Annotated in this window: 14 protein-coding genes and 1 pseudogene; 8 read left to right on the plus strand and 7 right to left on the minus strand. The window is 65.9% G+C overall.

The window, feature by feature from the left end; translation table 11 throughout:
* Window positions 1-14 precede the first annotated feature (14 nt).
* Window positions 15-1253, minus strand: coding sequence for a putative Na+/H+ antiporter (locus KBW95_RS07245; protein ID WP_211527843.1), 1239 nt, complete (start codon window positions 1251-1253; stop codon window positions 15-17).
* A gap of 215 nt (window positions 1254-1468) precedes the next feature.
* Here KBW95_RS07245 and imuA point away from each other — a divergent pair, with 215 nt between their 5' ends.
* Window positions 1469-2176: a translesion DNA synthesis-associated protein ImuA gene (gene imuA / locus KBW95_RS07250; protein WP_211527844.1), complete on the plus strand. Its 708-nt coding sequence runs from the start codon at window positions 1469-1471 to the stop codon at window positions 2174-2176.
* Window positions 2106-3587: a DNA polymerase Y family protein gene (locus KBW95_RS07255; RefSeq protein ID WP_211527845.1), complete on the plus strand. Its 1482-nt coding sequence runs from the start codon at window positions 2106-2108 to the stop codon at window positions 3585-3587. The genes imuA and KBW95_RS07255 overlap by 71 nt, the downstream gene beginning before the upstream one ends.
* Before the next feature lie 245 nt (window positions 3588-3832).
* Here KBW95_RS07255 and KBW95_RS07260 read toward each other — a convergent pair whose 3' ends face one another.
* The gene (locus KBW95_RS07260) at window positions 3833-4537 is read right to left on the minus strand and encodes a GNAT family N-acetyltransferase (protein WP_211524428.1); all 705 of its coding nucleotides are present in this window, start codon (window positions 4535-4537) and stop codon (window positions 3833-3835) included.
* A gap of 187 nt (window positions 4538-4724) precedes the next feature.
* Between KBW95_RS07260 and KBW95_RS07265 the strand changes: the two genes are divergently transcribed.
* Both KBW95_RS07265 and KBW95_RS07270 read left to right on the plus strand, forming a co-directional pair.
* Complete coding sequence (locus KBW95_RS07265) at window positions 4725-5501, plus strand: S9 family peptidase (RefSeq protein ID WP_211524427.1); 777 nt, start codon at window positions 4725-4727, stop codon at window positions 5499-5501.
* 8 nt (window positions 5502-5509) lie between these two features.
* Window positions 5510-5965, plus strand: a complete 456-nt coding sequence (locus KBW95_RS07270; RefSeq protein WP_229429598.1) for a GNAT family N-acetyltransferase — start codon at window positions 5510-5512, stop codon at window positions 5963-5965.
* Here the strand turns inward: KBW95_RS07270 and KBW95_RS24510 are convergent.
* The 4 genes and pseudogenes from KBW95_RS24510 to KBW95_RS07285 form a co-directional block, all read right to left on the minus strand.
* On the minus strand, window positions 5952-6581 hold the full coding sequence (locus tag KBW95_RS24510; protein WP_307727638.1) for an RNA-guided endonuclease TnpB family protein: 630 nt from the start codon (window positions 6579-6581) through the stop codon (window positions 5952-5954). The genes KBW95_RS07270 and KBW95_RS24510 overlap by 14 nt on opposite strands.
* Complete coding sequence (locus KBW95_RS24515; protein ID WP_229429599.1) at window positions 6466-7152, minus strand: helix-turn-helix domain-containing protein; 687 nt, start codon at window positions 7150-7152, stop codon at window positions 6466-6468. Before KBW95_RS24515 ends, KBW95_RS24510 begins: the two co-directional genes overlap by 116 nt.
* A pseudogene (locus KBW95_RS07280) lies at window positions 7143-7770 on the minus strand (IS607 family transposase). Before KBW95_RS07280 ends, KBW95_RS24515 begins: the two are co-directional and overlap by 10 nt.
* 116 nt (window positions 7771-7886) lie before the next feature.
* Window positions 7887-8300, minus strand: a complete 414-nt coding sequence (locus KBW95_RS07285; protein ID WP_211527847.1) for a helix-turn-helix domain-containing protein — start codon at window positions 8298-8300, stop codon at window positions 7887-7889.
* A gap of 79 nt (window positions 8301-8379) precedes the next feature.
* On the opposite strand from KBW95_RS07285, the gene KBW95_RS07290 reads away from it, so the two are divergent.
* The 3 genes from KBW95_RS07290 to KBW95_RS07300 are packed head-to-tail and all read left to right on the plus strand — an operon-like array spanning window position 8380 to window position 9700.
* On the plus strand, window positions 8380-8865 hold the full coding sequence (locus KBW95_RS07290) for a DUF2938 domain-containing protein (protein ID WP_211527848.1): 486 nt from the start codon (window positions 8380-8382) through the stop codon (window positions 8863-8865).
* A 29-nt stretch (window positions 8866-8894) separates the two neighbouring features.
* Entirely contained in the window at window positions 8895-9467 is a 573-nt protein-coding gene (locus KBW95_RS07295; RefSeq protein WP_211527849.1) for a flavodoxin family protein, read from the plus strand.
* Window positions 9464-9700, plus strand: a complete 237-nt coding sequence (locus KBW95_RS07300; RefSeq protein WP_211524422.1) for a DUF2798 domain-containing protein — start codon at window positions 9464-9466, stop codon at window positions 9698-9700. Before KBW95_RS07295 ends, KBW95_RS07300 begins: the two co-directional genes overlap by 4 nt.
* 201 nt (window positions 9701-9901) lie before the next feature.
* Here the strand turns inward: KBW95_RS07300 and KBW95_RS07305 are convergent, their stop codons facing one another.
* On the minus strand, window positions 9902-11818 hold the full coding sequence (locus KBW95_RS07305) for a M61 family metallopeptidase (RefSeq protein ID WP_211527850.1): 1917 nt from the start codon (window positions 11816-11818) through the stop codon (window positions 9902-9904).
* Window positions 11819-12036: 218 nt separating this feature from the next.
* Here KBW95_RS07305 and KBW95_RS07310 point away from each other — a divergent pair, with 218 nt between their 5' ends.
* Window positions 12037-12495 (plus strand): Hsp20 family protein, encoded by a 459-nt coding sequence (locus KBW95_RS07310; RefSeq protein WP_211524420.1) that lies wholly within the window; start codon window positions 12037-12039, stop codon window positions 12493-12495.
* Window positions 12496-12691: the final 196 nt, after the last annotated feature.

A 12691-nucleotide genomic window follows, 5' to 3' on the forward strand; every position in this document is an offset into this window, starting at 1 on the left:
CTCCATTTCCATTGTCAGATCAGGAAGAACAGCGCCGCCACGCAGGTGGGCAGCAGCGCGCCCAGGAACAGGCCCACGGCCCCGATCGATCCGTGGGCGAAACCCTGGCGCACCAGGGCGGCGCCGGCCGGGTTGGGCGCGTTGGCGATGACGGTCAGGCCGCCGCCGCACACGGCGCCCGCCACCAGCATGTACTTGGCATGGTCGCTCAGGCCGGTGATCAGGGAACCCAGGTAGGTCAAGGCTGCATTGTCCGTGATTGCGGTCAGGCCGAGCGCACCGAAGAAGATGGCGGTCGGGCCCAGGCTCGACACCAGGGGCTGCAGCCACCATTGCTGCATGCCGCCCAGCACCACCAGGCCGGCCAGGAAAAAGCCCACCAGCAGGCCTTCCTTCAGGATCAGCGGATCCTGGTGGCGCTGGTAGGCCGTGGTGAAGCCGAGGAAGAGCAGGAACAGGCCGATGAACAGCACCGGATGGTGGGCCAGCAGCACCACCAGCGCCAGGAAGGCGATGTGGATCATCGATACCGCCAGCGGCGCGGCTTCGGTGCTGGCGGCTTCCTGTGGGGCCAGGTGGCGGCGCAGCAGCAGGGTGGCCACGGTGGCGTTGATGGCCACCGCCAGCGCGGTGCGCCAGCCGAAGTGGGTGAGCATGAAGACGCTGTCCCAGCCCCAGGTGCCGGCCACCATCAGCACCGGCGGCGCGGCGTAGGAGGTGAGGGTGCCGCCGATGGACACGTTCACGAACAGCACGCCGAGGGCGGCGTACTTGCCCCATTCCGGCATGCCGGGACGGAACACGATGGGGGCCAGGGTGAGGGCGGCCAGGGTCATCGCGGCCGGCTCGGTGATCAGGGAACCGGCCAGCGGCACCAGCGCCAGGCCCAGCCAGCACAGCGCCACCTCGGTGCGCACCGGGGCCAGGCGCGCCAGCAGGCCGAGCAGGGCGCGCACGGCGTCCAGCACCGGGCGCGAGGCCGCGATCACCATGACCACGAACACGAACAGCGGCTCGGTGTACTGGCGCGACTCCACATAGCCGATGGCCGCGGCGCCTCCGCCCATCAGGGCCATCACGGCGATCAGGACGAAGGCCCAGAAGCCGAACACCACCTCGACCTCGCCCAGCAGGTGGAACAGGCCGGCATGGCGCGGATAGCGGTGGGCCAGGGCGTGGAAGGCCTTGGTGGAGAAGGTGTGGACCAGGGCAAGGGCGAACAGGACGGCGCCGACGAGATCGACAGGATTCAAGGGCGGCCTCCCGGCAGACGGAGCAGTGAAGTCATTGCTGAAGCGGAAATAGATGAGCCCGCATTATTTCATCTTTTGCCTTGATGCTGGGCTGGCGCGAGTTTAAGTTTTATCAATACCAAATACCCAACTGGTATGTTCAAAATGAATATACCTTGCCAAACTCCGGCTCAGATAGTACTGTATATTTATACAGTATTTCTACCAGCACAACTATGCTAACAACCAACACCAATGTTGCGCCGGAGGCTTTGCACCCTTCGCTGTGGCTGGCGTCGCAGCTGGCGCATGCCGGCACCCGCTGCGTCGACACCGGCCACGCGGCCCTGTCGTCCCAGCTGCCCGGCGGAGGCTGGCCCACCGGCACCCTGACCGACCTGATGCTGCAGCAGCCCGGCATCGGCGAAATGCGCCTGCTGCAGCCCGCGCTGGCGCAGTGCGCCGCACGCCGCATCGTGCTGCTGCAGCCGCCCCATCCGCCCCAGGCGCTGGCGCTGGCCGCGCTCGGCCTGGACCCAGCACACCTGCTGTGGCTGCGCAGCAGCCGCACGGCGGATGCGCTGTGGGCGGCGGAACAGGTGCTGCGCAGCGGCAGTTGCGGGGCGCTGCTGTTCTGGACCAATCACGTGCGCAGCGACAGCCTGCGCCGCCTGCATCTGGCGGCGCAGGCCGGCGAGACCCTGTTTTTCATGCTCCGTCCGCTGGCCGCGGCGCAGGACGCATCGCCCGCGCCACTGCGTCTTGCCCTGCGGCCGGCGGCGGGCGGCATGCACATCGACTTTCTCAAACGCCGGGGACCGCAGCGCGACGCGCCGCTGTTCCTTCCCTTGACTCCTTCTCTTCTCCAACGTCATGCGTCTCTGGATCGGCCTGTATTTGCCCCAGCTACCGCTCGAGGTCTTCAGCCCGAACTGGTCCAGTGACCCCGGCAGCGTGGTGCTGGAGCAGGAGCGCGTGCTGGCAATGTCGCCCGCCGCGCGCGCGGCCGGAGTCCGGCCCGGCATGCGCCGCGGCGGCGTGCTGATGCTGATGCCCGAGGCGCGCCTGCATGAGCGCCATCCCGCGCGCGAGGCCGAGGCCTTGCAGGCGGTGGCGATGAGCATGCTGCAGTACACGCCGCAGGTGGCGCAGGCCGAGGAAGCCACCTTGCTGCTGGACATAGGCGCCAGCCTGCGCCTGTTCGGCGGCATCCGCCGGCTGTGCGCGCGGGTGCGCGAGAACCTGCGCGCGCTCGGTTTTACGGCCTGCATCAGCTGCGCGCCCACCGCGCGCGGGGCCTGGCTGCTGGCGCGCCGCAATGCGGGGCGGGCCGTGCGCATGGACTCGCTCACGCGCCGCCTCGACCGGCTGCCGGTGGTGCTGCTGCCGCCCGCACGCACCTATGCGTCCTGGTTCGAGGGCATCGGCTGCGAGCGCCTGGAGGAACTGCGGCGCCTGCCGCGGCCCGGCCTGCAGCGCCGTTGCGGACGGCCTTTGCTCGACCTGGTCGATGCGGCCTATGGCCTGAGTCCGGAGCTGTTCGAATGGATCGCGCCGCCCGAGCACTTCCAGGCGCGGCTGGAGCTGTTCGACCGCATCGACCAGGCCGACCTGCTGCTGGCCGGCGCCCACCACCTGGTGCTGCAGCTTACCGGCTGGCTGTGCGCGCGCCAGCTGGCGGTGGAGCGCATCCGCCTGCTGCTGGAGCACGAACGCGGCCGGGTGGCGCGTCCGCCCACGGCGCTGGAGATCGCCCTGGCCGAACCGACCTGGCGCGACGAGCACCTGGTGCGCCTGCTCAAGGAACGCCTGGGCAAGCTGGAACTGGAAGCGCCGGTGATCGGCCTGGCACTGGAAGCGCAGCAGATGCGAGCCATGGCGCCGCCGAGCGAGTCGCTGTTTCCCGAGCCGGGCGGCACCGAGGAAGACCGGCTGCGCATGATCGAGCTGCTGGTGGCGCGCCTGGGCGCGGACAATGTGCTGCAGGCGGTGCCGCTGGCCGACTACCGCCCCGAGGTCGCCAATGTCTGGATTCCGGTGGAAGAGCGCGTGAGCCGGGCGGCGCGCGAGGCCGGCAGGCCGCCCGACGTGCAAAGCCTGCCGCGTCCGACCTGGCTGCTGGCCAAGCCGATCGCGCTATTGATCCGCAACCACCGGCCCTTCTACGGCTCGCCGCTGAAGGTGGCCTCGACCCCGGAGCGCATCGAGGCGGGGTGGTGGAGCGAGACCCAGACGCGCGACTACTTCATCGCGGAAGGGGAGGACCACACGCTGTACTGGATCTACCGCGAGCGCATCGTCGGCTCGGGCGAGGATGCCGCGCCGCGCTGGTACTTGCATGGTTTGTTTGGATGAATCGCCGGCGTCATCGTAGCGTGGGCGGGTTTACCGCCCACGCGGCGATAGTTATCGGTTCCAGTGCTGCGCCTGGTGATCTGCCGATTACCGGTTGTTAAGGGGCTCCGATTTCATGCCGCATTATTTCGCCGTCAACTATCACCGCGTGGAGTGAAATGCCCCAGTGGGGCATTTCACGAGCCGTCCACACCCTACGGGTATTGCGGCAAAAGGACAGGTCACCTGTTCGCTGATGACCGACCTCATTCCGGCGCCGTCACCCTGGTCAGCTGCAAGGTCCTGCGCGCCACATAGCCCAGCGACTCATACAGCGCGATCGCACTTGCATTGTCCGGGTACACGTGCAGGAAGGGCAGGTCGCCGCGGTCCACGATGCGGCGCATTTTCTCGACCATCAGGATGCGCGCATACGCCTTGCCGCGGTGTTCGGGATGCACGCACACCGCGCTCACCTCGACCATCCCGCTGGGACGCATGCGCTCGCCCGTCATCGCCGCCAGCGTGCCGCCATCGCGGATGCCGAGGAACTCGCCCAGCTCGTGGGTGCGCACGCCGAAGGGCCCCGGATTGGTCAGTCCCGTCAGGCTGCGCATCTCGGCCGCATCGTCCTCGCCCAGCAGCAAGGTCGCCGCAGCGGCGCTGCCGGCGTCGCGCGTCGCCACCATCTGCAGCACCGGTCCGAGCCGGGTGGCCTCCAGCCCATCCGCACCCACGACCGGATCGGGCGTCACCAGCATGACCGATTCGCCAGGCGCGAGCAGGCTGGCCAGCGCGGTCCAGGCCGCCGGGCTGTCGCCGAGCAAGGCCGCGAAGGGCCCGACCTCGCGCGGATAGCGCAGGGCAAGCGGGCCGCCCTGGGCGAAATGGCGGTGCCCGCCCGCCAGGCTGGACCAGACGGGGTGATCGAGCGCCGCGTGCCGCTCTGGAGAAAGCGCAAATATGTGCATGCCGTAATGTAGAGGAACGTTCGCCGCAGCGCAGGCGCGCCGCAGCAGACAAGGCGAGACCCAATGCAATTATCATACAGTGGCGCCAGCCCGTCTGCATCTCTCTGCATCGCCCGCCGCATGTGCTATCGTTGCGCCCAAAAAGCGCACTGCGACTGCCTTGTGCAACCCATGAAGGAGATGTTTGATGGCTGGCGGAACCGTTCACTTCCCCGGCGCGGACGGCCAGCTATTGGCCGCCCGTCTCGATGTACCGGACGGCCCCGTGCGGGCCTACGCCTTGTTCGCCCATTGCTTCAGCTGCAGCAAGGACGTGCTCGCGGCCAGCCGCACGGCGCACGGCCTGGCGCGCCACGGCATCGCCGTGCTGCGCTTCGACTTCACCGGCCTCGGCGCCAGCGAAGGCGAATTTGCGAACACCAATTTTTCCTCGAATATTGCTGACCTGATCGCGGCCGTCGATTTCCTGCGCGCCGAGTATGCCGCGCCGCAATTGCTGGTCGGCCACAGCCTGGGCGGCGCAGCGGTGCTGGCCGCCGCCGCCACCGTGCCGGAAGCGCGCGCCGTGGCCACCATCGCGGCGCCCAGCGATCCGCATCACGTTACCGGCCTGTTCGGCGAGCACCTGGACACCATTGCTGAGCACGGTGAGGCGCGCGTGCGCCTGGCGGGTCGCGAATTCACGATCCGCCGCCAGTTCCTCGAGGATATTGCCGAGCACAGCCTGGCGGAGAGGATCCATGCCCTGAAGCTCCCGCTGCTGGTGCTGCATTCGCCGCTCGACCGGACCGTGCCGCTGTCGGACGCCATGCAGATCTTCGAGGCCGCCCGCCATCCGAAGAGCTTCGTGTCGCTCGACAGCGCCGACCACCTGTTGACGCGCCGCGAAGATGCGCAGTACGTGGCCGGCGTCATCGCCGCGTGGAGCGCGCGCTACCTTGATTCACCACACGACGCCTTATGAAAACAACGATGAAAACGAACCTGAACTACCGCCAGGCGGAATTGAAAGATATCCCCGAGTTGTCGGTGCTGCGCCTGTCCGTGCGCGAGAACCAGCTGTCCTCGCCGGACAAGGTCACTCTGGCCATGTACCACGATTACCTGACCACGCTGGGGCAGGGATGGCTGTGCGAGGAGGACGGGCAAATCCTCGGCTTTTCCGTGGCCGACGTGCGCGATGGTTCGATCTGGGCGCTGTTCGTGCGCCCGGACAGCGAAGGCCGCGGCATCGGCCGCACCTTGCTCGAGATGGCCTGCGACTGGCTGTTTGCCCAGGGGCACCCGAAGGTCTCGCTGAGCACCGGCATCGGCACGCGCGCGGACCGCTTCTACGAAGCCCACGGCTGGCAGCGCGAGCTGCAACCCGGTGACAGGGAAGTCAGCTACACCGTTCTTCCAAACTTACGCAAAGCTATCCGTAGTTAACTTTGCTGCTGGATTCCTGCTTCACCAGGGCCGGTTTCGTCCCGCGCTCGCACGCAGGACCAGCGCCTTCCCCTCCACAGGCAGTCACGGTGGAACTCACCGCGATATGCTTCAGATTGATGGCCGCATTCACGTCTCGCTCGTGCGCCATCCCGCAGTCCGGGCAGGCCCAGTAGCGGATCGCCAGGCTTAGCGCTTCCAGCCGGTATCCGCAGCTGGAGCACAGCTTGCTGCTCGGGTACCATCGGCCCGCCACCACCACCTGGCCGCCGCACCACGCCGCCTTGTATTCCAGCTGGCGGCGCAGTTCGTAGAAACCCATATCCGAGATCGCCCGCGCCAGGCGTCCGTTGGCCAGCATGCCCTTGACGTTCAAGTCCTCGATACCGATCGTGCGGAAGCGGCGAGTAATGTTAGTACTCAGCTGGTGCAGGCTATCGCGGCGAATGTTGCCGATCCGGGCATGCAGGCGCGCCAGTTCCAGCTTCGCCTTCGCCCGGTTACGCGAACCTTTGACCTTGCGCGACAGGCTGCGCGACAGGCGGCGCAGGCGCGGCAGCAGGGTGCGCAGTGCCTTCGGTCCTTCGAACTTCTCTCCAGTCGACAGGGGCGCCAGCGCCGAAAACCCCGAGGTCGATTCCTACCGCACCTTGGTTTTCGGCTGGCGGCAAGGACAGTTCAAGGGTGTCGACGGTGATGCTGGCGTACCAGTGGTCGGCAACGCGTGAGACCGCAGCCGATACGATCCGGCCGGTAAAACGCAAAGTTTCGCACATGCGGATCCAGCCCAACTTCGGGATGCGGATCCGCTTGTCCTCGACCCGGAACTGGTCGTTGCTCAAACTAAAACGGTCGTCGCAGCCCTTGCGGCGGAAGATAGGGTAGCGGGCACGCTTGTTAAAGAAATTATCGAACGCGCGGCCCAGCTGCATGATCGCCATCTGGGGCGCATTCTTGGTGACTTCCAAGATCCAGGGAAATTGTTCGCGCTTAATGGCGTTGAGCTGGCGCCGCAGCGCCGCTTCGGACGGCTTGCGCAACGAGGGATCGGCCTCGCAGGCTGCGTACTGTTTCCCCCACTCGTCTAAAGCCCAGTTATAGGCGAAGCGCGCCACGCCAGCCGCCCGGGCAAGGTACGTCGCCTGGACATTGTTGGGATCGAGCCGGATGCGGTGCGCTACGAGCATTGCGCCTCCTTCACGGCGCTGCGCACGCCTTCCAGCAGCTTCTGGTTCTTGCGCGACCTGCTGCCGTACAGCCGTGCCGAGAACACGGTAACGATCTCCAGTACGTCGCTGGCCAAGTCTTCCTCGAACGTCGTGTCCGCACCTTGATTGATGATCACGACCTCGACCTCCCTGGCCTCGCAGAGAGCAAACACCAATTCGGCGCCAAAACACAGCAGCCGGTCCTTGTGCGTGAGCACGAGACGACCGATCTCGCCCGCCAGGATCCGCTCCAGCAGCTTTCTCAAGCCCTTCTTGCGGTAGTTCATGCCAGAGCCCAGATCCTCGATCACGTCGAAGGTCCAGCCCTGGTTTGCGCAGTACAATTCCAGCACCTGCTTTTGCCGTTCGAGGCCGGCCTTCTGGTCGTGGCTGGAGACACGCACGTAGGCGACTGTTCTCCGTTCGGACTGGATGCCATGGTGCAGTCCAGGGGCGCAGCGCGGCCAGGTCATAGCGCCGCTGTCCGCTCTCGGTCCTGGCAGGAATAAGCTTCCCGCTCCTTTCCCAGCGCCGTAGCGTACTGGTAGAGACACCAATCGCTTTCGCGGCGGCACCAATTGTGATTAGCTTGGTCATAATGCATATGACCGCACAAATCCGAATAAGTTCTGAGCTAACTGTTCAAACCCTGCCCGCACGGCGGCGCCACCACGCCTGACCCTGCCTGGCCGCGGCGCCGTCTGCGGCGATGGTCACTTGGCGGCCTGGCGCCAGTGCCGGTCGATGGTCCCCGATGCCGCCGAGGCCAGCAGCTTGCGGAAGGTCGGGCATTCCATGTGGCTGGGGGCAGGGCAGGCTACCGCATGCCGCAAGCCCTTGCTCATCGCTTTCAAGCGCCGCACCAGCGCATCGATCTCGTCCGCCCTGGCCGCCAGCACCTGGCGGTCGATCCGCGGCCCGTTGGGCGTGAACATTCCGCGGATATCGTCCAGCGACAGCCCGGCCGCCTGGCCCAGTGAAATCAGGGCCAGCTGGTCCAGCACATCCTTGCCGAAGGTGCGGCGCAGTCCTTGGCGTCCTGTCGAGGCGATCAAACCCTTCTTCTCGTAATAGCGCAGCGTCGACGCCGCCATGCCGCTGCGTTTCGCGACTTCCGCAATGTCCATGCCAAATCCCTTGACTTGAAGTTGACTTCAACTTCTATAGTGGACCACATACGCAGTCCGGTCAATCGAAAGGAATACCATGGAAGCGCTCGCAGTCATCCTCGACATCGTCCTCATCGGCGCTGGCGCCACCGTCGTGATGGACGCCTGGCTCATCGTGCTGAAACGCATGGGTGTCAAGACCCTCGACTTCGCCCTGGTCGGCCGCTGGGTCGGCCACCTGGCGCGCGGCCGGGTCGCGCATGCCGCCATCGCCAAGGCGTCCCCGGTAGCCGGCGAACGCCTGCTGGGCTGGGCCACCCACTACGCCGTCGGCGTCGGCTTCGCCGCGCTGCTGGTCGGCTTGAACGGCCTGCGCTGGCTGGACAGCCCGACGCTCTTGCCGGCGCTGGCGGTCGGCGTCGCCACCGTGGCCGCGCCGCTGTTCGTCATGCAGCCCGCCATGGGTGCGGGCTTCGCCGCCTCGAAGACCCCGACACCCGTCAGGAACTGCCTGCGCAGCCTGGCCAACCACGCCGTGTTCGGCCTCGGCCTTTATCTTGCCGCCCGCCTGCTGGCGTTCTGAGGACATCCACTCATCACATCGGAGGAAGCATGAAACGACTCGCAGTCATCTACCACAGCGGCCATGGCCACACCGCCCACATCGCCGGCCACGTGGCCGAAGGCGCCGGCAGCCGGGAAGGCATCGGCGTCGACCTGCTGCTGGCGCAGGACCTGGCGCAGGAGACCCATCGGCTGTGCGATTACGACGGCATCATCCTCGGCTCGCCCACCTACCTGGGCGGCGTGTCGGGACCGTTCAAGGGCTTCATGGACGCCACCGGTCCGCTGTGGCGCACCCAGAAGCTCAAGGGCAAGCTGGCGGCCGGATTCACCGTGTCCTCGCTGCCGGCGGGCGACAAGCAATCGACCCTCCTGTCGATGTTCACCTTCTGCATGCAGCACGGGATGCTCTGGCTCGGCAACCAGATCCTGCCCGAGCAGCACGCCGGCGTGCCCTACGACGAAGCGGCCAACCGACTCGGCTCGTGGTCGGGACTGATGGCCCAGGCCGGACACGCATCCCCGCCCGACGCCTTCCCGCCGGGCGACATCAAGACCGCGCGCCTGTTCGGCCGCCAGTTCGCGGCTACCCTGCAGCGCCTGGCGGGCGAGCGGCCATGATTCCGAAAAAATATGCGCCCCAGCTGTTCGCCTTCATCCTGTCGGGGCAGATGTCGCTGGTGATCTCGGGTGTGTCGACCTGGCGCGCCATTGGCTGGGTGGGGGACTTCCTCAGCCAATGGCTGGGCGCGTGGCTGATGGCCTGGGTCATCGCTTTTCCTGCCGTGCTGCTGCTGTCCGCGCCGGCCCGCATCGCGGTGCGCATCCTCACCAGCGAACGCCAGGCGAGTTGAAGACGTGCCGGGTTGCGCGAAACGCTTCCTACCGCCGGCTGGTGCGGTAGGTGTAATAGCTGACGGTGGCGATCGCGATGAAATTCATGAGGGGATGTACTGGGTGGCGCGGGTAGTGGTCAAGCTGCCGTGGTGCGCGACGAACTTGGGTCCCCGCGTAGGCGGGGACCCAAGTTTGCTTACGCACCACGAGCTAAACCATCACTTCATCGGCTTGAACAGTTCTTCCAGCCTGTCCTTCGTCCCCGCAATCCGCTCCAGGCGCGGATAACGCAGCCCCTCGCGGTAATCGAGCGAGATGGTGCGCAGGTTGTTCCCCTTCTTCACCAGCAGTTCGATCGGCGCCTTGCCGTCCCTGGCCGCCTTGATCGCCGCCTTCAGCACCTCGCCTTTGTAGGCCTTGTTGTTGACCGCGATGATGGTGGTGTTGGCCGCCAGCCCCGCGCGGAAGCCCACGCCGTCCCAGATCACGCCGGTCACGCTGCCGTCCTGGCGCACCGAGAAGCCCAGCGAGTAGCTCAGGTCAGTCAGCTTGTTGCGCTCGTCCGCGGCCTTGACCGCATCGGTCGGGGTGTCGGTGTACACCAGCTTCCAGCCGGCGCGCGCCAGGCCGTCGAGCGGGGCGCCCGGGCCGTGGCCTTCCAGGCGGGTGCGCAGGAAGGGCGCCCAGTCGAATTTCTGCACCTTGTTCAGCGCCACCACCACGTCCTCGAACGTGTAGTGCAGCGCGTCCACGCGGCCGTCCTCGACGCCGAAGAAGGCGCGTGCGAAGTCGTTCAGCGAGCGCTTGTCGCCGGACAGCTCGCGGATCCTGGTGTCCACATCCAGCCAGATCAGCATGCCCTCGACGTAGTAGTCCTCGCTGCGCTGCCAGTTGCCCCAGCCGATCGGGCGGCGGCCGTTGATGATCGGGTCGTTGACGGTGTCCTGCACCGCGCGCCAGGCGCGGCCCTGCGTGTTGTCGTAGCGGGCGGCGCTGGCCGCCAGCGATTCGCGTGCGTGCGCCATCGAGATCAGGCCCGAGCGCGCCGCCAGCACATTGCCCCAGAACTGGGTCTGGCCCTCGTACACCCACAGCAGGCTGTTTTGCAGCGGCGTGTTGAAGTTGGGGACGTCCTGGCCCGCGGGACGGCGGAACTTGCCGTTCCACGAGTGCACGAATTCGTGCGGCAGCAGTTCGCGTCCGCCTTCGTTCTTGCTCCACTCGGTGAAGTAGCCCAGCTTGACGCCGTTCTCGCTCGACTGGTGGTGCTCGCGGCCGATGCCGCCGAATTCGTCCGAGATCGCGAACAGGAAGTCGTAGTGCTTGTAGTGGTGCGAGCCGAACAGCTTGAGGGCCTGCTCCACCATCGCGCGGTGCAGGGCGATCTGTTCCGGCTTGGCTTCCAGGCTTTCCGGATTATCCGCGACCACGTTCAGCATTACGGGCGCCTTGGCGCCCGGCGCCAGGTCGATGCGCTTGAAGTAGCGGCCGGCGAAGATCGGCGAGTCGACCAGGGTGTCGAGGTCGTGCGGCTTGAAGCGCACTTCGTTGCCGCGCTTTTCCTGGACCTCGAGCGCGCTGGCGAACTGCCAGCCGGCCGGGAACACGACGCTCGGCTGCACCGTGATGCGGCGCGCGTGGTAGCCCGCCGGGTAGAGCAGCACCGATTGCCACTGCACGCCGAGGATGTCGTCGGTCATGGTGATGCGGCCCTGGCCGCCGTCCAGCGGCGACAGGAACTGGTACTCGGCGTCCAGGGTCGTGGCGCCTTCCGGCACCGTGACGTGGAAGGCGTAGACGTTGACCGGGTCGCGCGTCCATTCGACCGGTTTGCCGCCCGCGCTGAACTTCAGGCCAGCGAGCTGGGTCAGCGGAATGTTCGGGCCGTGGTTGCCCGGCGCCCACTGCGGATAGAGCAGGGTCAGCGGACCCGGTTGCACGGGAATCGCCATCTGCATGCGGAAGATCTGCTGCGACAAATTGGTCGCGTCGACCTTGACGGCGATGGTGCCCGGATAGGGCTGGTCGCCGACGGCCGGGACGGCGGCCTGGGCCGGCAGGGTCAAGGCAAGGGCGAAGGCAAGGGCACTGGCCGGACGCGCGGCGCGCGCGAGCAGATTGCGGGTCGAAGTCATGGATGGCAAGGGGATGATGGAAGCAAACGGACGAGTGTAGCACCGCTCTGCAGGCCTAGATTCCATGGAAACATACTGCAAACAAAATTTGCTAAACATGCTTAAAAACCATATTTCGCATACCTTGAAAAGTCAAAGACCTGGCATTAGATTGGCTTCAACGGATGCTCAATGAGGTCCGTCAACTTATCGCTTAACTTGAAAAAGGATATGTAATCATGCGTACTTTTGATCTGACTCCGCTGTACCGTTCCGCCATTGGTTTCGATCGCCTGGCCAACCTGCTCGAGCAGCGTGGCGAGCCGAGCTACCCGCCGTACAACATCGAACTGGTGAGCGAGGACGAGTACCGCATCGTGATGGCACTCGCCGGCTTCAGCCGCGACGAGATCGAGATCGTGACCGAGCGTGACAGCCTGCATGTCACCGGCCGCAAGCAGAAGGACGAGACCCAGCGTACCTACCTGCACCGCGGCATCGCGGCACGCGATTTCGAACAGCGTTTCCAGCTGGCCAACCACGTGAAGGTCACCACTGCGTCGTTCGACAACGGCATGCTCACCATCGAACTGGTGCGCGAAGTGCCTGAAGCCCTGAAGCCGCGCAAGATCGCCATTGCGGATGCGCTGGGCAACACGGGTAATGTCCAGGCACTGGAGCAACGCGACGCCGCCTAAGCAGGCAGTGGTAACAGCAGTAGTGAATTAAAAGGAGGGCGCTCGCGGTACGGGGCGCCCTTTTTGTTTTTGGAACCGATGAGTTAACCCGTCCTTAAGCCTGCCCTAAGGCGGACTCTTGCCAACTTAAGCATGGTCTAAGGCTCATGCGGGAAACTACCTCCATCGATCATCCACACCATCGACAATTTTCATC

It is taken from the genome of Massilia sp. ZL223, from assembly GCF_018119395.1.
Taxonomy (GTDB): domain Bacteria; phylum Pseudomonadota; class Gammaproteobacteria; order Burkholderiales; family Burkholderiaceae_D; genus Telluria.

Bases quoted from the DNA above. Each gene is read 5' to 3' on its own strand.
- imuA (WP_211527844.1), top strand. From the start codon at position 1,469: ATGCTAACAACCAACACCAATGTTGCGCCGGAGGCTTTGCACCCTTCG.
- KBW95_RS07300 (WP_211524422.1), top strand. From the start codon at position 9,464: ATGATTCCGAAAAAATATGCGCCCCAGCTGTTCGCCTTCATCCTGTCG.
- KBW95_RS07295 (WP_211527849.1), top strand. From the start codon at position 8,895: ATGAAACGACTCGCAGTCATCTACCACAGCGGCCATGGCCACACCGCC.
- KBW95_RS07310 (WP_211524420.1), top strand. From the start codon at position 12,037: ATGCGTACTTTTGATCTGACTCCGCTGTACCGTTCCGCCATTGGTTTC.
- KBW95_RS07270 (WP_229429598.1), top strand. From the start codon at position 5,510: ATGAAAACGAACCTGAACTACCGCCAGGCGGAATTGAAAGATATCCCC.
- KBW95_RS24515 (WP_229429599.1), bottom strand. From the start codon at position 7,152: ATGCTCGTAGCGCACCGCATCCGGCTCGATCCCAACAATGTCCAGGCG.
- KBW95_RS07265 (WP_211524427.1), top strand. From the start codon at position 4,725: ATGGCTGGCGGAACCGTTCACTTCCCCGGCGCGGACGGCCAGCTATTG.
- KBW95_RS07260 (WP_211524428.1), bottom strand. From the start codon at position 4,537: ATGCACATATTTGCGCTTTCTCCAGAGCGGCACGCGGCGCTCGATCAC.
- KBW95_RS07285 (WP_211527847.1), bottom strand. From the start codon at position 8,300: ATGGACATTGCGGAAGTCGCGAAACGCAGCGGCATGGCGGCGTCGACG.
- KBW95_RS07255 (WP_211527845.1), top strand. From the start codon at position 2,106: ATGCGTCTCTGGATCGGCCTGTATTTGCCCCAGCTACCGCTCGAGGTC.
- KBW95_RS07305 (WP_211527850.1), bottom strand. From the start codon at position 11,818: ATGACTTCGACCCGCAATCTGCTCGCGCGCGCCGCGCGTCCGGCCAGT.
- KBW95_RS07290 (WP_211527848.1), top strand. From the start codon at position 8,380: ATGGAAGCGCTCGCAGTCATCCTCGACATCGTCCTCATCGGCGCTGGC.